Here is an 18,020-nt window from a genome sequence, read left to right as displayed (position 1 = left end):
TTTTTAGTCGTGATAAGTGTGGGCAGATACGATTGCGGGGGCTGGTGTGGAGCTGAAAGAGCGCACCCAGCGGATCCCGATGGCGGCCAGTGCGTAGGTCAACGCTACCAACCAGAAACTGTGGGCCAGCCCGACCAGCCCCATGCCGATCCCGCCGAGGACGGCACCGAGCAGAGCGCCAGCCTTGGCCGCGCTGTTGCCCAGGCCGAGGGCAAAACCCTGCTGGCTTGAAGACACGGTGTTGGCGATCAGCGCATAGGCGACGGGGAGCAGTGCGCCTTGCCAGATGCCCCAGACCAACCGGCTGACGAGAAAACCCAGCCATTCGCTGGCCAGTGCCGTGGCCGCGAGCGTCAGGGCGCAGAGCCAGGCAATGCCTTCGATGACGCGCAAGGTGTAAGCCGGCTGCCAGCGGTCGAACAGACGCCCCCACAGCGGTGCGGAGATGGCCAGGGTCGCGGCGCTCGCCGCGTAAGTAGCGCCAATCAGCCAGCCCGGCGCGCGCAGAATGTCGGCGACGTACAGCGCGTAGAAGGGTTGCGGCATCATCTTCGCGGCTTGAATCAACACGATCACCAACAGGATTCCACTGAGCCAGCCTTTAGGCAGGGCCACAGGCGCAACCGGTTTCTTCGTCGAGGCACGCGCCTTGTCGGCCGGCAGGAAAAAGCTCCCCAGTGCACACACCAGGCAAATCGCCGACGCGCCATAACAGAGCAGGGCAAACCCCGAGATGTCCATCAGCCAGCCACCCAGTACCGGGCCGATCAGCGAGCCGACGGCGGTTGCCGACTGCAGGCGGGCCAGGGTGTGACCGCGCCGGGAGCTGTCGCAACAGGTCAGGGCATAGGCTTGCGCGGCGGCGAGAAAACCGGCCAATGCACCTTGCATCACGCGAATGCCCACCAGCAGCCACGGGTCGAGGGTAAGCGCCGCCAGCCCCTGGCACAGCGCAAGTGCCAGCAACGCCCGAACGATCATCGGCTTGTGCCCGGTGCGATCACCCAACCGTCCCCACGCTGGCGTCAGCAGCATGGCCGCCAGCATCGGGCCGGCATACACCAGCGCCGATAGCAGTGCGGTGTAGCCGGCGCCCTCTGGTCCAAGCAGATGCTGGATCTGCAAGGGCCAGAACGGGCCGCTCATTTCCATGGCGCCCATGGAGACAAACTGGATGACGATCAGCAGTCGTAATGCACGACCATCAGCGAGCATTGGCGTTGGTTCGCAGCGGATTACTCAGGCGTCCGACGATGTCGGCGTGGCTGTCGTGCAAGCGCATGCGCATGAACGATTTGGCTGGCCAGTCCTGTTCCAGCAGGGCGTGACGCTCGCTTTCCCAGCGCGCCGGTTCGACGTGCTCGCGCACGTTCTCGAAGCACTGTTCAACGTGCATGGCCAAGCGATCCCAAAGGCTGTTTTCCGGCACATTCCAGTGGCGGGCGCAGAGCAACGTCAACTCACCGAGGTGGCACATGAACGTGGTGTGCAGGAGCTTGTCGCGGACAAAACCGGCGTCGTCGAACAGGGTCATTTTCGGATCGTGCAGCTGGATATCCAGACCCTTGGCGTGCAGGGTTTTGCGATCAATGCGAATGTCGCCGAAGTCTCGCAGCAGCAGCCGATTCAACTGCCCGTCAGCACCCATCACCATGAAGCTGTTTTGCTGGTGCGCTTCGAACGCCACGCCATACATCAGGTAGATGCCCAGCAGGCTCGGGACGGCAATCGACAGGTAATCATCGAAGAACGCCAGCATGGCCTCGCTGTCGTCACGGCCCTGAGCCAGTTGCACCCAGTCACGCAGCAACGGTTGTTCGAATTCGTTGACGGCGAACAGGCTGCCGACCGGCACGGCCAGTTCGCCTTCTTGCAGCAGGGTCAGCGGGTTGTCGCGGTACAACACGGCGGCATGCCGGGACCGTTCGTCATTGGCCGGTTGTGGCGCGTAATGAACGCCGATGCGCTCCGGCACGATGTTCAGCAGGCGCTGAATCTGCGGTTCATGATCGAGAATCTGCAATATCAGTTGGCTGATGCGCGGTCCCATCCGGGCCGAGCGCGGCGACACGGTGCGCTGTACGCTGGTCAGTCGCAAGGCCACCGGCAGTTTGACCATCGGCGCAACGCGGCTGGCCTCAGGTACGACCGTGCGGAAGGACATGGTCGGGTGGCCGGTGAAGGCAACGATGTCGGTGACGATCAGCAGGTTGTCGGCGATCTCGCCGGCAAACGAACTGGACAGTTCTTGATTGACTTGCCATGGGTGCGACGGCAGCGGGAGATAGTCCGCTGCCTCCAGGCCCCGTTGCTGCAAATGGTGCTGCAATTGTTCAGCGGCCTGCGGGAAGTGGCCCTGCCACCAGTCCCAGTAATCGGCGGTGCCGGCCAGTGACTCGACGTGTGCGTACTGACGGTGCAGGGCGCACAGCAGAATCGGAAAACTCGCTTCGAATTCCGGCGAGAACGCGATGACCTGTGCAGCGCTCAAGCCCAGTTTGGTCTTGTAGTTCGGATGCCAGGGGTGGCCGAGCGTGCCCCACTGTTCGAGCAATGACGTCGGGTTCTGATGGTCGGGGCTGGCTTTGAGCCAAGCGAGTAAGTTGTCGTCGTGCTCGGTGTCGATCTGCTCTCTGAGGCGCTCGGTCCATCCATGGTGGAACGCCAGGCACAGGGTGTCGTTGCTGTAGCTATCGTCCAGTTCGCGGGCCAGACGTTCCAGTACCTGCGGGGAGGCGGGCGGGTTGAGCTGAGTGCCGAGGTGAGCGAGCAGTTCGCTGGGCAACTGGATTTTGTGGGGCAGGCTGTCGGGGGTGTGCAGGACGATGCTGCCGCGAACGTCCCAACTGTTCATTCTTCCGCTCGACAGGTGATCGAAGCAAAGCCGCGCACCGTCGCCAAGCGGCAACCAGCAACGGCTGTTGTCGTCGTATTCGCAGGCGTCAGGGTTGATCAGGCCTTCGCGAAACAGCGCCTGGATCAGGCGTTGGAAGCTGCGCTGCGCGGCGGGCTCCAGGGCATTGCTCAAATGGTCGAGGGTGATGCGTTGGGACTGGAAGGCCGGAGTGCCGAGAGCTTCGCTCCAGTTTGAGAGCAATTGCTGCTGTTTTTGCGTGTAAGCGCGCATCGAGTCCGACTCCTTCTGGACAGTGATTTAGCTAAGTGCGCGCAGAGAATACATTTTCAAAATATTAATGCAAATGATAGCAATTACTACTTATGACATTAGGGGTCGCCTTTTCAGGGGCTGGCCAGGGGTTTGCTCAAGACCATGTAGCGCTCTCCCACCTTTCGCGCATATTCCTCCAGCACTTGCTGACACAACGTCACAATCTCCTCGACCCATTCCACGCCCACTCGCCACGACACCACCACCTGCAGGTCGGGTGGTCGCTGATCGATGTCCAGCAGGGTCAGTTCACCCCGTGCCAGCTCTTCGGCCACCAGCACCGGAGGCAACGCGCCGATGCCAAAGCCGTCGCGCAGCAGCCGGGTAATCGCCGACACCGAGTTCACACAATTCAGCCGTGGCGCCGTCACGCCATTGGCCTGCATCAGGGCGAGCACTTGCTGATGCGGGTGAGAGTTTTTCGAGTAGGTAATGATCCGCTCTTTCGCCAGATCGGCGACGCCTGAATACTCACGGTTGTACAGGGAGTTGCTGGCGGCAATCCAGCCCATCGGGTGGCTCGCCAGTTCCAGGCTGCGCACGCTTTCCTGGCGCAGCAGGTCGGTTTGCAGGATCACATCGAGGAAGCCTTTTTGCAGCTGATCGCAGAGGTTGAGCGAGGTATCGGCCACCAGCTCGATCTCCACCAGTGGGTAGTGATCGGTCATCTGCGCCACCAGCGGGCTGAGCCAGGTGTGGATCACTGTGTCCATCACGCCGATGCGCACCCGTCCGGCCTTGCTCGAGCGGGTCTCGATCGACTGCTTGAGTGCCTGCATGGTGTCCATCATCTGCTCGGCGTAATCGAGCACCTTGAGGCCTTCGGGCGTCAGGCTTACGCCGCGTGAATCCCGCAGAAACAGCTTTACCCCGAGCTCGCCTTCAAGCACTGCGATGCGGCTGGAAATCGAGGCCTGGGTGGTGAAGAGCTTGTCGGCGGTCAGGCGAAAACTCTTGAGTCGGGCGACCCAGACGAAGGTCTCGAGAAACTTCAGGTTCATGGGATAAAGATTTCTTATGTCTAAGGCGGGTTTTTATTAGTTGGACGCAGCAGGGGCACGCGTCCAAAAATCGGCGCATCCGGTTCCCACGATAGGCGTCGTCGGGGCTCAGAACAATACCAATAAAATCAGCGCGGAGATTTGCCATGAGTGCGCCCGACACCCCCTTCATTCCGAAAGCCTCGGCCCGCCCGGGACCTTTCGACTGGTATCGCAACATCAATCAGCAGGAACGCCGCACCTTCTGGAGCTGCAAGATCGGCTATGGCCTGGACGGCATGGACACCCAGATGCTCAGCTTCGTGGTGCCGACCCTGATTGCCATGTGGGGCATCACCACCGGCCAGGCCGGGCTGATTCACACCAGCACGCTGATCGCTTCGGCCATCGGTGGCTGGGTGGCGGGGATTCTGTCCGACCGCATCGGTCGTGTGCGCACCTTGCAACTGACCGTGCTGTGGTTTGCCTTCTTCACCTTCCTCTGCGGCTTTGCCCAGAGCTACGAGCAACTGCTGATTGCCCGCACGTTGATGGGATTCGGTTTCGGCGGCGAGTGGACGGCCGGAGCGGTGCTGATCGGCGAAGTGATTCGTGCCCAGGACCGTGGCAAGGCGGTGGGCATGGTGCAGTCCGGCTGGGCGCTGGGTTGGGGGCTGACCGCGATTCTATATGCGCTACTGTTCTCGGTATTGCCACCGGAAGACGCCTGGCGCGCGCTGTTCATCCTTGGCATCGTGCCGGCGATTTTCGTGATCTTCGTTCGCCGACTGGTGAAAGACCCGGAAATCTACCGTGAGGCCAAGGCTAAACAGGAGCCGAGCAATCCGTCGAAGTTCTACGAGATCTTCGCCCCCGGCATGCTGTTCACCACGATTCGCGCTTCGTTGCTGACCACCGGCGCGCTGGGTGGCTACTACGCGATCACGTCCTGGTTGCCGACTTTCCTGAAAAACGAGCGCGGTTTGAGCGTACTCGGCACAGGCGGTTATCTGGCAATGGTGATCGTCGGGTCCTACGTCGGTTATGTCATCAGCGCCTATTTGACCGACATCCTCGGACGCAAAAAGAACTTCATCCTGTTCGCCGTGGGCTCGTTCACCATTGTCTTGCTGTACACCCAACTGCCGGTCAGCAATGGCGTGATGTTGTGGCTGGGCTTTCCGCTGGGCTTCTTCGCCTCGGGGATTTTCAGCGGCATGGGCGCATTCCTGACCGAATTGTTCCCTACACGCATTCGCGGTTCGGGCCAGGGTTTCTGCTACAACATCGGCCGGGCGCTGGCGGCGTTGTTTCCGCTGCTGATCGGCCTGCTCAGCCAGACCGTGCCACTGAGTGTAGGCATCGGTGCCTTTGCGGCGGTTTCCTACGGGGTGGTGATCCTCGCGGCCCTGAGCCTGCCGGAAACCCGTGGCAAGCAACTCGACGCCCAGTAACTGATAACCTGCGGGGCTGTCTTATAGATATGTCCCACAGCTGAAAAGAATAAAGCCTACAGGAGTGTTCAGTGTGAGCCGCCTGCTATTGAACTGCGACATCGGCGAGAGTTTCGGCAGCTGGACCATGGGTCTGGACGCGGAAATCATGCCCTTCATCGATTGCGCCAACATCGCCTGCGGTTTTCACGCCGGCGACCCGAGCATCATGCGCAAGACTGTCAGCCTGGCCCTCGGCCACGGTGTGCAAGTTGGTGCGCATCCGGCCTATCAGGACCTGGTGGGGTTCGGCCGTCGCTCCATGGCCTATGCCACCCAGGAACTTCAAGACATCCTGCATTACCAGATCGGCGCCCTCGACGGTATCTGCCGGGCCCAGGGCGGGCGGGTCAGCTACGTCAAACCCCATGGCGCGATGTACAACGACATGATGGCCAACCCGACACTGCTGCGCGCTGTGCTGCAAGCGGTAGCGTCCTATGACCGCAACCTGCCGTTGATGTTGATGGCCACCCGCGACAACAGCGCCGCCCAACAACTGGGCGATGAATACGGCGTGACCCTGTGGTTCGAGGCCTTTGCCGACCGTGCTTATGACAGCGCCGGCAGGCTGGTGTCACGACAACTGCCGGGAGCGGTGCATCACGACCCGGAAACAATCATCGGGCAGGCACTGACCATCGCCCGTGGCGATCCGCTCACCGCCAGTGACGGCAGTGCCCTGCATTTGCAGGCCAATACCCTGTGCGTGCACGGCGACAACGCCAGTTCGGTCGCTGCCGTGCAACGTATCCGTGAAGCCTTGAACCGGCAGAGCGCGTCATGAAACTGCGGGTAGAGGTTGTGGCGCTGGATTGCCTGATGGTGCGCCTGTTCGATGAAATTGCCGAAACCAACATGCCGTGGATGCTGGCGGCCAGTGAAAGTCTGCGCGCGGCATTCGCCGGGCATCTGATCGATCTGGTGCCGTCCTACACCACCTTGATGGTGCATTACGACTTGAACGCACTGAGTCCCGCCCAGGCCCGCGAGTTGATTGCCCTGGCACTGATCGATCTGTCGCCCAATGCGCGTACGCGCGGTACCTGCCATGTGTTGCCGGTGTGGTACGACTTGAGTGTCGGGCCGGAACTGAGCCTGTTGTCGCAACGCAGCGGATTGGCGGTGGAGGAGGTGATCCGTCGTCACTGCGAGCGTGAGTACCAGGTGTTTGCCCTGGGCTTTGCACCGGGCTTCGCCTTCATGGGGTTGGTGGAGGAGGTGCTCGCCGCGCCGCGTCTGAACACGCCACGCAAGAAAGTCGCCGCCGGCAGTGTCGGCATCGCCGAACGACAAACGGCGGCTTACCCGGTGGTGTCGCCGGGGGGCTGGAATTTGATCGGCCGCACGCCGACCAAACTGTTCGATCGCAACCGTGACGGCTACAGCTTGATGCAACCCGGTGACACCGTAAGGTTCGAAGCGGTCGGCCATGCCGAATTCATTAACCTGGGCGGTGACGATACGCCACTGGAGGCCCAGGCATGAGCCGTCTGATGATTGAAGCGAGTACGGCGCTGTGCCTGTTGCAGGATGCCGGCCGATTCGGCGTGCGGCATCTGGGCGTGACCCAGGGCGGAGCGGCCGATTGGCGTTCGATGTCTTGGGCCAACTGGCTGTTGGGCAACGGACTGGATGCGTCGGTGATCGAAATCACCCTCGGCGGGTTCACCGTCGTTGCCGAGGATGATTGCGTACTGGCGCTGGCCGGAGCGGATTTGGGTGCGCAGGTGGATGGCGAGGCGCTGGCGCCTTGGCGCAGTTTCAGGTTGCACAAAGGTCAGCGTTTGCAATTCACCCGGCCGCTACTCGGTGCCCGGGCCTATCTGGCGGCGCCGGGTGGGTTTGATGCACCGAAAGTGCTGGGCAGCAGCGCGACGGTGGTGCGTGAGGAACTCGGCGGCCTGGACGGAATGGGCCATGCGCTGGGTAAAGGCGCGTCCTTGAGCTACTCGGGGAACTCGCTGGTATTGCTCCGGGAGTTGCCGGGCCAATGGGTGCCGGATTTCACCGGTGAGCCATTGCTGGATCTGGTGCTCGGTGCGCAGATTGGCGAGTTTGGCGGGCAGAGCCTGTTCGATGCGTTCAACAGCGTGTGGAGCATCGACAGCCGAGCCGACCGGATGGGCATTCGCCTGTTGGGCGCGGCGCTGCAGTACCAGGGCCAACCGATGATTTCCGAAGGTATTCCGTTGGGGGCAGTCCAGGTGCCGCCCGACGGGCAGCCGATTGTGTTGCTCAACGATCGACAGACCATTGGCGGTTATCCGCGATTGGGAGCGTTGACGCCGTTGGCGCTGGCGAGGCTGGCGCAGTGTTTGCCGGGGGCGAAGGTGCGGTTGCGGCCGGTGGTGCAGGAAATGGCGCATCGCGAACAGGTCGAGTACTTGCAGCGTTTCACTCACCGCTAAAAGCTTCGTCGGATCGCCGCCCGGAGCAAGCCCGCTCCCACATTTGATCTGTGTCGTGCACAAAACCAATGTGGGAGCGGGCTTGCTCGCGAAGAGGCCTTCACAGGCGACGAATTTCTACTTGGACAAAAACCGCATCCCTTCCTCCAACCCCCGAAGGGTCAGCGGATACATCTGGTCCTCGATCAAATCCCGCACGATATTGGTCGACGAGGTATAGCCCCAGGTGTCCTTCGGATACGGGTTGATCCAGATGAGCTTCTTGTACTTCTCCTTGAACCGCTGCATCCACACGTAACCGGCTTCTTCGTTCCAGTGCTCGACGCTACCGCCCGCCTGGGTGATTTCATACGGCGCCATGGCCGCGTCACCGATGAAGATCACTTTATAGTCGGCACCGTACTTGTGCAGCAGGTCCATGGTCGACGTGCGCTCGGAGGTGCGGCGCATGTTGTTCTTCCACACCGATTCATAAATGAAGTTGTGGAAGTAGAAGTACTCCAGATGCTTGAACTCGGTCTTGCAGGCCGAGAACAGCTCCTCGCAAATCTTCACATGGGCGTCCATCGAGCCGCCGATGTCGAACAGCAACAATAGCTTGACGGTATTGCGCCGCTCCGGTCGCATCTGGATGTTCAGCAGGCCGGCATCCTTGGCGGTGTGGTCGATGGTGCCATCGATATCGAGTTCTTCCGCCGCGCCCTGACGGGCGAATTTGCGCAAGCGACGCAGCGCGACCTTAATGTTGCGCGTACCCAGCTCAACCGAGTCGTCGAGGTTCTTGTATTCGCGCTGGTCCCAGACCTTGGCCGCCTTGCCCTGGCGTTTGCCGGCATCACCGACCCGAATGCCTTCCGGGTTGAAACCGCCGGAGCCGAACGGGCTGGTGCCACCGGTGCCAATCCATTTGTTGCCACCGGCGTGGCGTTCCTTCTGTTCTTCGAGGCGTTTCTTGAACTCTTCGATCAGCTTGTCCAGGCCACCGAGGGACTGGATTGCCGCCCGCTCTTCGTCGGTCAGCGAACGCTCGAACTCCTTGCGCAGCCAGTCTTCCGGGATCAGTGCCTGCAGGTGGTCGTCGAGCTTTTCCAGGCCATTGAAGTAGGCGCCGAAGGCCCGGTCGAACTTGTCGAAATGCCGTTCGTCCTTCACCAGGATCGCCCGGGACAGGTAATAGAACTCGTCCATGTCGGCGAAGGTCACGCGCTGTTTCAGCGCGTTGATCAGGTCCAGCAGCTCGCGCACCGAGACCGGCACCTTGGCTGCGCGCATTTCATTGAACAGGTTGAGCAGCATGGCATCAGCCTCTTAGCGGGTGCCGCGACGGCTCATGAACGCCAGACGCTCCAGCAGTTGCACGTCCTGTTCGTTCTTGACCAGCGCACCGGCCAGCGGCGGGATAGCCTTGGTCGGATCGCGCTCGCGCAGCACCGCTTCGCCGATGTTGTCGGCCATCAGCAGCTTGAGCCAGTCCACCAGCTCGGAGGTCGAAGGTTTCTTCTTCAGGCCCGGCACCTTGCGCACGTCGAAGAACACGTCCAGCGCTTCGCTGACCAGGTCTTTCTTGATGTCCGGGTAGTGCACATCGACGATCTTTTGCAGGGTGGTGCGGTCGGGGAAAGCGATGTAGTGGAAGAAGCAGCGGCGCAGGAAGGCGTCGGGCAGCTCTTTTTCGTTGTTGGAGGTAATGATGATGATCGGACGTTTCTTGGCCTTGATGGTTTCGTCGATCTCGTAAACGTAGAACTCCATCTTGTCGAGTTCTTGCAGCAAGTCGTTGGGGAACTCGATGTCGGCCTTGTCGATTTCGTCGATCAGCAGGATCACCCGCTCTTCGGATTCGAAGGCTTCCCAGAGCTTGCCCTTTTTCAGGTAGTTGCGTACGTCGTGGACTTTTTCGTTGCCCAGTTGCGAGTCGCGCAGGCGGCTGACCGCGTCGTACTCGTACAGGCCCTGGTGGGCCTTGGTGGTGGACTTGATATGCCAGGTGATCAGCTTGGCGCCAAAGGATTCGGCCAGTTGCTCGGCGAGCATGGTCTTGCCGGTGCCCGGTTCGCCCTTGACCAGCAATGGCCGCTCCAGGGTGATGGCGGCGTTGACCGCCAGCTTCAGGTCATCGGTGGCGACGTAGGCCTGGGTGCCTTCGAACTTCATCTGCTAATCCTCGAACGGTAACGCCGACCTGAACGAGGCAGGGCGGGGGCGCAATAAAATGGTCAGCCCCGACTATAACGCGGTGCCCGGTCGACTGTGAACGCAGACGGCTTATTCAGTCTCTGAATGGGGCGTCACTTGGTGACTCAGCCTGAATCCGGCTGGGGTCGCTCATACCGCGCATTGAATGCCTGGATGAAACCATTGCGTAAAATCTGTAAAAAAGCCTGGAATGCGCTGACATCTTTCTGATGCACGTTGCCCTTGAGTTCAACCCGTGTCGCAAACTGGTTTTTGCCCTGGTTTTTCAGGACGGTCTCGGTACCGCCGACGAGGGCCTCCCAAATCGAGCGGAACAGTCCTTTGTCCTTGTTTTGTACATCCTGCTGCCAGTTGAACACATCAACATCGCGCAGCAGTGGCTTTATATAGCCGGTCAGTCGCCCCTTGCTGGCCGAGGCTTCGATCACCACGTCGCCATGGCCGGCATTGAAGTCGAACTTGCCGTAGGCCGCGGCGAAGTCGTTCAAACGCTTGAGTTCGATATCCGTGGTGCGCAAGCGAAACTCGAAGTCTTCGAAGTCGCTCAAGGGATCGAAAGTGGCCGTGGTTTCCAGTGGCGCGTGCCCCAGCAGCAGGGCTTTACCTTTGAAGCGCGCATCACGCTTGCCTTTGGTGTCGACCACGTTGGTCAGGTTGTAGATGTTGGCATCCACTTTTGTGGCATTCATGTTTACGGGTGGTTTGGAGTTGAAGTTGCGAAAACTGATCTTGCCATCGTTGATCTGCACTTCGTTCAGGGTAATGGGCAGCAGCTTGCCTAGTTGCGCGCGCCAGTCGGTACCCTCGCCGGTCTGGGAGTTTTTCTTGTTGGCCCCGCCGTCGACGAAGTTGATCTCGGGATTGATGAACTGCACTTCGGCCACTACCGCCCGGTCGTACCACAGCGAATGCCAACTGACCGAGAGGTCGATCAACGGCGCGTTGACGAAAGGCACCGGAACCTTGCCATCGATCTTGACGATTTTCAGTCCGTTGATTTTGTAGGCCCCGCGCCACAGGGCCAGGTCCACGTCGGTGATCTGGCCACGGTAGTCGCCCATGTTCGCCAGCCGCTCATTGAGGTAGTCGCGCACCAGATAGGGCAAGGCGATGTGGAGCGTTATCAGCAACACAACGAGGCCGATGAGGGTTAGCAGGGGCCAACTGTATCGACGTTTCATGGCGGCAAATCTCTGGCGATCTAAAGCCATTGACTGCACTGATAAGCGGACGTTCGACCTGACTGGACGCCTGCAGGCAAGAGGGCTTACCTTGATGCCCTATTTCAATGCTGTCGTTAAGGACCCAGCCATGAGCCGCATTTTCGCTGACAACGCCCACTCCATCGGCAACACGCCTCTGGTGCAGATCAATCGCATTGCGCCGCGTGGTGTGACCATCCTGGCCAAGATCGAAGGGCGCAACCCCGGTTACTCGGTAAAGTGCCGGATCGGCGCGAACATGATCTGGGATGCCGAGGGTAGCGGCAAACTCAAACCGGGAATGACCATCGTCGAACCCACCTCCGGCAATACTGGCATAGGCCTTGCCTTCGTGGCCGCCGCCCGGGGCTACAAGCTGATGCTGACCATGCCGGCATCCATGAGTATCGAACGCCGCAAGGTGCTCAAGGCACTGGGCGCCGAACTGGTGTTGACCGAGCCGGCCAAGGGTATGAAGGGGGCGATCGAGAAAGCCGGTGAAATCGTTGCCGGCGACCCGTCGAAGTACTTCATGCCGGGGCAATTCGACAACCCGGCCAACCCGGCCATCCACGAAAAAACCACCGGCCCGGAAATCTGGAACGATACCGACGGCGCGGTCGACGTGCTGGTGGCAGGCGTCGGAACCGGTGGAACCATCACCGGGGTTTCACGGTATATCAAGAATACCCAGGGCAAACCGATACTCTCGGTGGCGGTGGAACCCGTGGTGTCTCCGGTGATCACCCAAGCCCTGGCCGGTGACGAAATCAAGCCGAGCCCGCACAAGATCCAGGGCATCGGTGCCGGTTTTGTGCCGAAGAACCTCGATTTGTCGATTGTCGATCGGGTGGAGCTGGTCAGTGACGAAGAGTCCAAGGCCATGGCCTTGCGCTTGATGCAGGAAGAAGGAATCTTGTGCGGGATTTCCTGCGGTGCCGCCATGGCAGTGGCCGTTCGGCTGGCCGAGACCCCGGAAATGCAGGGCAAGACCATCGTGGTGATTCTTCCGGATTCCGGTGAACGTTACCTGTCGAGCATGCTGTTCAGTGATCTGTTTACCGAGCAGGAGAATCAGCAGTAAGCACTAAACATTGGCCGATTGTGGCTGGCGGTGATGGCTGAGGCGTTATCGCTGGTTGCGATCCATTGAACTGGTCCGGTTGATGATGGATTACATCAGCCAGCGTTCAGGCACCTTATGTTAATAAATGCTTTGTTGCACATTCATTAACATTGAATGTTGAAAAGTGCAGGTTTTCACCGGGTCGGTAGTGTTTATCATACTGGCAGCCATGTCGGGCAATAGACGTGGTGCAGTGCAGTCTATCTTCAAAGGAGTTGTTGATGACCTTATCGGTTGCCGCGAAGGCATCGTTGTTGTTGCTGTTTCTCGGCAGCACCCTCTATGTGCATTTGCGTGGTAAGGCGCGCCTGCCGGTTCTGCGCCAGTTCGTTAACCATTCGGCACTGTTCGCCCCCTATAACGCCTTGATGTACCTGTTTTCCGGTGTGCCTTCGAAACCGTATCTGGATCGCAGCAAGTTCCCGGAACTGGATGTGCTCAAGGACAACTGGGAGGTGATTCGCGATGAAGCGATGCACTTGTTCGACGAGGGGTATATCCGCGCGGCGGCAAAGAACAACGACGCCGGTTTCGGATCGTTCTTCAAGAAGGGCTGGAAACGTTTCTATCTCAAGTGGTATGACAAACCGCTGCCTTCCGCCGAGGTCTTGTGTCCGAAAACCGTGGAACTGGTCAACAGCATTCCCAGCGTCAAAGGTGCAATGTTCGCGCTGCTGCCGGGCGGCAGCCACCTCAACCCGCATCGTGATCCGTTTGGCGGCTCCCTGCGTTATCACCTGGGCCTGTCCACCCCCAATTCCGATGCTTGCCGCATCTTTGTCGATGGGCAGGTTTACGCCTGGCGCGACGGTGAAGACGTGATGTTCGACGAGACCTACGTGCACTGGGTCAAGAATGAAACGGAAAAGACCCGTGTCATTCTGTTCTGCGATATCGAGCGTCCACTGAGCAATCGCTTCATGACCCGAGTCAATCGCGGTGTCAGCACCTGGTTGGGTCGCGCCACAGCCCCTCAGAACCTGGACGACGAGCGTGTGGGGGGGATTAACCGGGTCTATGCCTGGAGCAAGAGTTCCAGTGATAAATTCAGTGGCGTGGTCAAGCAATTGAAGCGGCGCAACCCCAAGGCCTACCGCGTACTACGTCCGGTGCTGGCGGTGGCGGTGGCGACGTTGTTGGGGTATTGGTTGTTCGGCTGAAGCCGTAGACAGAATAAAAAACCGCTCGTTGTGAGCGGTTTTTTATGGATCTTCACGTAATCCCTGAGTGCTCCTCCACCGCACAATGCGGACTCTGTGCCGACTGTCGTTGCCGAGTCGTTGCAATCCATGTCGTACGCTGGTTATAGTCGGCGCACGGTGAGTTTCGGACTCACTTTTTATCCTTCGAGAAAAGATCAGCCCAATGCCTGCATCCCTCATCAACGCGGTAGTCGATTCAGCGGTCAACGCTGGCGTCGTGCCGTGCGGGAATCAGCAGCCCGGGCAGATCAGTCATTACCCCCCACCTGTCAGTAGCACGCCGGTGTGCGCAGTCGTATCACCGCCAGGCGTTGGCATTTCGGGCTGATCAGCTGCTTTGTGCTGTTCCCCTGCCTGCCTGGAAAAACTACTGAATTTCAGCTTCGGCTGAGTTGGCTTTTTGCCTGACTACAGGTGGTCTTCATGTTTGTCCTTTCGAAAAAGTCCGCGCTCGCGGCGGCGTCCACGAGCCTGTTCGTTCTGCTGTGGAGCAGCGGGGCGATTTTCTCCAAATGGGGGCTTGCCCACGCGTCGCCCTTCGCCTTCCTGATGTTTCGTTTCGTCATCGCCCTGGGCGGCCTGGCGTTGCTGGTGCCGTTGCTCAAGCTGAAGTTGCCCGCGGGTGGCAAGCCGATGCTGTATGCGATGGCCACCGGCGTGGTGTTGTTGGGGGCGTATCAGATTTTCTATCTGCTGGCCCTGGACCTTAAAGTCACGCCTGGGGTGATGGCGACCATCATGGGCGTGCAGCCGATCCTCACCGTGGTGCTGATGGAGCGCCAGCGTTCCTGGAGCAGGATGTTCGGCCTGGCCCTGGGGCTGACCGGGTTGGTCATGGTGGTCTATCAGGGCATCGGGCTGGCCGGGATGTCGCTGGTCGGGATGCTTTTCGGTCTGCTGGCGCTGGCGAGCATGACCTTCGGTTCGATCATGCAGAAACGCATCACCGACAATCCCCTCGGCACACTGCCGGTGCAGTATCTGGCCGGACTGCTGTTGTGCGGGATTTTCGTACCCTTCCAGCCGTTTCACTTCGAGCACGGCAGCGGTTTCATCCTGCCGGTGCTATGGATGGGGCTGGTGGTGTCGGTGCTGGCGACACTGTTGCTCTACCGCTTGATCGCCCGGGGCAATCTGGTGAATGTCACCAGCCTGTTTTACCTGGTGCCGGCGGTCACGGCGGTGATGGACTATCTGATCTTCGGCAATCGCCTGGCGCTGTTGAGCCTGTTCGGTATGCTGTTGATCATCGTCGGTCTGGTGTTTGTGTTCCGTAAAACCGCGTAATTGCGGGCAAGCCCGCTCCCACAGTGATTGATGTCGTACACGGATTTTGCGTACAACACGGAACCCTGTGGGAGCGGGCTTGCTCGCGAAGGCGTCATCCACAACACCACAACGCTATCGATTAGCCACCAAGCCCGGTTTCACGACAGCCGGCTTCAACACCAGCCACAACGCCAGCGCAATCAACAACCCGCCATAGATATGCGCCAACGACAGCGGCTCATCGAGAAACAGCGCCCCCCACAACACGCCGAATAGCGGGATCAAAAAGGTCGTAGTCATCGATTTCACCGGACCAATCGAGCTCAGGAGCCGGAAGTAAATAATGTACGCAAACGCCGTGCATCCCAGACCCAACCCCAGCAACGAGAGCCAGACACTCCAGCCGCCCCAGCTTGCGGGTGGCTGGCTGATCACGCTGTAGCCGAACAGCGGCAGCAGGAACAACGTCGCTCCGAGCATACTGCCCAGTGCCGACAAACGGCTGTCCAGACCACCGGCCTGATCGAGCCAGCGGCGGGCCAGAAACCCCGCAAATCCGTAGCAGGTGGTCGCAAGCAGGCAGGCGACGGCACCCATCAGCAGTTCCATATCGAACGCCACCGGCCCGGCACGGGTCAGCACGCCCACGCCGAACAGCCCCAGAAACACGCCGCCAAGTTTGGCGCCAGTGAGCCTTTCATGGAAAAACAGGCCGCCGATCAGCACGCCCATCAAGGGTGTCGTGGCATTGAAGATCGACGAGTAACCGGCCGGCAGCACCTGCGCGGCCACCGAATAGAGCGTCGCCGGAATCCCGGAGTTGATCACCCCGAGCAGCATCACGGTCTTGAGTTTGCCCTTGAAATCCCAACTGATGCGCATCAGCCCAAGAATCACCAGCAGTCCGGCAGCGGCTATCGATACTCGGAAAAAAGCGGTAGGAATGCTGCCAATCACCGGGGCGATGATGCGCATGAACAGAAAACTCGCACCCCAAATGGCCGCCAGGGACAGTAAACGGAAAATATCGACGGGGTTCACAGCGAGGTCCTTCCTTGGGGGAGGGGCGAAAGTGTTGCTGAGTGTGTGATCGATGGCAACCGAAAACCGGGCATTTAATTCGGCTGGAAAATTACGCTTCTCCTGCACCCGGTTCACTGGCTAAGCTCAAGCCTCCCGAATTCCCGCAGAGGTCTCACCATGCCGCAGCAATGGCCAGCCGCCGACATCGCCCGCTTGATACTCGATGGCTTTGACGATTACCGCGAGCATTTTCGCCAGATCACCGACGGCGCCCGGGCCCGCTTCGAACAGGCCAGGTGGCAGGAAACGCAGACGGCGTCGGCGGCACGGATCAATCTGTACGAAGACAAGGTCGGTGAAACGGTGGAGCGACTGCGCACCGCGTTTGACGCCGACACCCTGGACGTCAGCTGCTGGCCGCTGGTCAAAAACGCCTACATCAGCCTGATCGACCTGCGTTTTGACGATGAACTGTCCGAGACCTGGTACAACTCGATCTTCTGCGGGCTGTTCAGCCATGACCTGATCAGCGACGGTTGCATGTTCATCCACACCACCCGGCCGAGCCTTCGCCGTGCCCGGGCCGCGCAAACCCGCACCTACAAGCCGCAAGGCCAATTGTCGGCGATGCTCGCCAGCATCTTCGCCGACTATCGCTTCAGCGAGGACTACGCCGACCTGGCCGGGGACCTGAAGCGCCTCGAAGCGCAACTGCGCGAAAATCTGCCGGACTGGGTGTGCAAAGACCCGGAGCTGAGTGTCGAGCTGTTTTCCTCGGTGCTGTACCGCAATAAAGGCGCGTACCTTGTGGGGCGCATCTACACCGCCGACGAGCAATGGCCGCTGGCAATTCCATTGCTGCACCTGGAGGGTCGCGGCATCCAGATCGATGCGCTGATCACCGATGAGGCGGACGTATCGATCATCTTCTCGTTCACCCGTTCGTATTTCATGGTGGATGTGCCGGTGCCTGCGGAGTTCATCGGCTTCCTGCGGCGTATTCTGCCGGGCAAGCACATTGCCGAGCTGTACACCTCGATTGGCTTCTACAAGCACGGCAAGTCGGAGTTCTATCGGGCGCTGATCAATCACCTGGCCAACACCGACGACCAGTTCATCATGGCCCCAGGCGTGCGCGGCATGGTCATGAGCGTGTTCACCCTGCCGGGTTTCAACACCGTGTTCAAAATCATCAAGGACCGTTTCTCGCCGTCGAAAAACGTCGACCGCGCCACGGTGATCGAAAAGTACCGCCTGGTGAAAAGCGTCGACCGCGTCGGGCGCATGGCCGATACCCAGGAATTCGCCGATTTCCGTTTTCCGCTGAGCAAGTTCGATCCGGCGTGCCTGGAGGAGCTGCTGGAAGTAGCGCCGTCCACGGTGTCGGTGGAAGACGATACGGTGCTGATCCGCCACTGCTGGACCGAGCGCCGCATGACCCCGCTGAACCTCTACCTGGAACACGCCAACGAGGCGCAGGTGCGTGAGGCCCTGGAAGACTACGGGCTGGCGATCAAGCAACTGGCGGCGGCCAACATCTTTCCCGGCGACATGCTGCTGAAGAACTTCGGTGTCACCCGTCACGGTCGGGTGGTGTTCTACGACTACGACGAGATCTGCTTCCTCACCGAGGCCAACTTCCGCCATATCCCGCAACCCCGCACCCCGGAAGATGAAATGGCTTCCGAACCCTGGTATTCGATCGGGCCGCTGGATGTGTTCCCGGAGGAGTTTCCGCCGTTCCTGTTTGCCGATTTCGGGCAACGCAAGTTGTTCGATCAACTGCATGGCGAGCTGTACAACGCCGATTACTGGAAGAGCCTGCAGGAAGCGATTCGGGCGGGGAAGGTGATTGATGTGTTTCCGTATCGGCGTAAAGGCCTCGATAACGAGTAGGAGCTGCCGCAGGCTGCGATCTTTTGATTTTGTTTTTCAGACGCGTCGACAAG

General features: G+C 59.9%; 15 protein-coding genes. 8 read left to right on the top strand and 7 right to left on the bottom strand.

Annotated features, from left to right (window positions below; genetic code table 11):
- Positions 1-3: 3 nt before the first annotated feature.
- From ACM6IT_RS13250 to ACM6IT_RS13240, 3 genes are all read right to left on the bottom strand, one after another.
- Positions 4-1,215, bottom strand: coding sequence for an MFS transporter (locus ACM6IT_RS13250; protein WP_414918150.1), 1,212 nt, complete (start codon positions 1,213-1,215; stop codon positions 4-6).
- On the bottom strand, positions 1,205-3,127 hold the full coding sequence (locus ACM6IT_RS13245; RefSeq protein ID WP_414913214.1) for an IucA/IucC family protein: 1,923 nt from the start codon (positions 3,125-3,127) through the stop codon (positions 1,205-1,207). The genes ACM6IT_RS13250 and ACM6IT_RS13245 overlap by 11 nt, the downstream gene beginning before the upstream one ends.
- A 113-nt stretch (positions 3,128-3,240) precedes the next feature.
- The gene (locus tag ACM6IT_RS13240; RefSeq protein WP_056721351.1) at positions 3,241-4,170 is read right to left on the bottom strand and encodes a LysR family transcriptional regulator; all 930 of its coding nucleotides are present in this window, start codon (positions 4,168-4,170) and stop codon (positions 3,241-3,243) included.
- A gap of 146 nt (positions 4,171-4,316) precedes the next feature.
- Between ACM6IT_RS13240 and ACM6IT_RS13235 the strand changes: the two genes are divergently transcribed.
- From ACM6IT_RS13235 to ACM6IT_RS13220, 4 genes are all read left to right on the top strand, one after another.
- Complete coding sequence (locus ACM6IT_RS13235; RefSeq protein ID WP_056721353.1) at positions 4,317-5,603, top strand: MFS transporter; 1,287 nt, start codon at positions 4,317-4,319, stop codon at positions 5,601-5,603.
- Positions 5,604-5,676: 73 nt separating this feature from the next.
- Complete coding sequence (locus ACM6IT_RS13230; protein ID WP_056721355.1) at positions 5,677-6,429, top strand: 5-oxoprolinase subunit PxpA; 753 nt, start codon at positions 5,677-5,679, stop codon at positions 6,427-6,429.
- Positions 6,426-7,130 carry a 5-oxoprolinase subunit B family protein gene (locus ACM6IT_RS13225; RefSeq protein WP_056721357.1) on the top strand — a complete coding sequence of 235 codons (705 nt, stop codon included), beginning with the start codon at positions 6,426-6,428 and terminating at the stop codon, positions 7,128-7,130. The genes ACM6IT_RS13230 and ACM6IT_RS13225 overlap by 4 nt, the downstream gene beginning before the upstream one ends.
- Complete coding sequence (locus ACM6IT_RS13220; protein WP_414918149.1) at positions 7,127-8,053, top strand: biotin-dependent carboxyltransferase family protein; 927 nt, start codon at positions 7,127-7,129, stop codon at positions 8,051-8,053. Before ACM6IT_RS13225 ends, ACM6IT_RS13220 begins: the two co-directional genes overlap by 4 nt.
- A gap of 117 nt (positions 8,054-8,170) precedes the next feature.
- On the opposite strand, the gene ACM6IT_RS13215 is transcribed toward ACM6IT_RS13220, so the two are convergent.
- From ACM6IT_RS13215 to ACM6IT_RS13205, 3 genes are all read right to left on the bottom strand, one after another.
- The gene (locus ACM6IT_RS13215) at positions 8,171-9,349 is read right to left on the bottom strand and encodes a vWA domain-containing protein (RefSeq protein ID WP_056721361.1); all 1,179 of its coding nucleotides are present in this window, start codon (positions 9,347-9,349) and stop codon (positions 8,171-8,173) included.
- Positions 9,350-9,361: 12 nt separating this feature from the next.
- On the bottom strand, positions 9,362-10,207 hold the full coding sequence (locus tag ACM6IT_RS13210; RefSeq protein WP_007911294.1) for an AAA family ATPase: 846 nt from the start codon (positions 10,205-10,207) through the stop codon (positions 9,362-9,364).
- Positions 10,208-10,353: 146 nt separating this feature from the next.
- A complete protein-coding gene (locus ACM6IT_RS13205; protein ID WP_414913217.1) occupies positions 10,354-11,430 on the bottom strand; it encodes a DUF748 domain-containing protein in 1,077 nt (358 codons plus the stop codon).
- A gap of 130 nt (positions 11,431-11,560) precedes the next feature.
- Here ACM6IT_RS13205 and cysK point away from each other — a divergent pair, with 130 nt between their 5' ends.
- The 3 genes from cysK (at position 11,561) to ACM6IT_RS13190 (ending at position 15,066) form a co-directional block, all read left to right on the top strand.
- A complete protein-coding gene (gene cysK / locus ACM6IT_RS13200) occupies positions 11,561-12,535 on the top strand; it encodes a cysteine synthase A (RefSeq protein ID WP_056721369.1) in 975 nt (324 codons plus the stop codon).
- A gap of 263 nt (positions 12,536-12,798) precedes the next feature.
- On the top strand, positions 12,799-13,737 hold the full coding sequence (locus ACM6IT_RS13195; protein ID WP_056721371.1) for an aspartyl/asparaginyl beta-hydroxylase domain-containing protein: 939 nt from the start codon (positions 12,799-12,801) through the stop codon (positions 13,735-13,737).
- A gap of 465 nt (positions 13,738-14,202) precedes the next feature.
- The gene (locus tag ACM6IT_RS13190) at positions 14,203-15,066 is read left to right on the top strand and encodes a DMT family transporter (RefSeq protein ID WP_056721373.1); all 864 of its coding nucleotides are present in this window, start codon (positions 14,203-14,205) and stop codon (positions 15,064-15,066) included.
- Positions 15,067-15,180: 114 nt separating this feature from the next.
- Here ACM6IT_RS13190 and ACM6IT_RS13185 read toward each other — a convergent pair whose 3' ends face one another.
- Positions 15,181-16,089 carry a DMT family transporter gene (locus tag ACM6IT_RS13185; RefSeq protein ID WP_414918148.1) on the bottom strand — a complete coding sequence of 303 codons (909 nt, stop codon included), beginning with the start codon at positions 16,087-16,089 and terminating at the stop codon, positions 15,181-15,183.
- Between the two features lie 159 nt (positions 16,090-16,248).
- On the opposite strand from ACM6IT_RS13185, the gene aceK reads away from it, so the two are divergent.
- A complete protein-coding gene (gene aceK, locus ACM6IT_RS13180; protein ID WP_056721377.1) occupies positions 16,249-17,967 on the top strand; it encodes a bifunctional isocitrate dehydrogenase kinase/phosphatase in 1,719 nt (572 codons plus the stop codon).
- Positions 17,968-18,020 lie beyond the last annotated feature (53 nt).

Origin of the sequence: Pseudomonas sp. IT-P4 (genome assembly GCF_949767755.1) — a bacterium.
Classification (GTDB): Bacteria; Pseudomonadota; Gammaproteobacteria; order Pseudomonadales; family Pseudomonadaceae; genus Aquipseudomonas; species Aquipseudomonas monachiensis.
The sequence above is the reverse complement of the archived record's forward strand: the minus strand, read 5'-3'. Positions and strand labels throughout refer to the sequence as shown.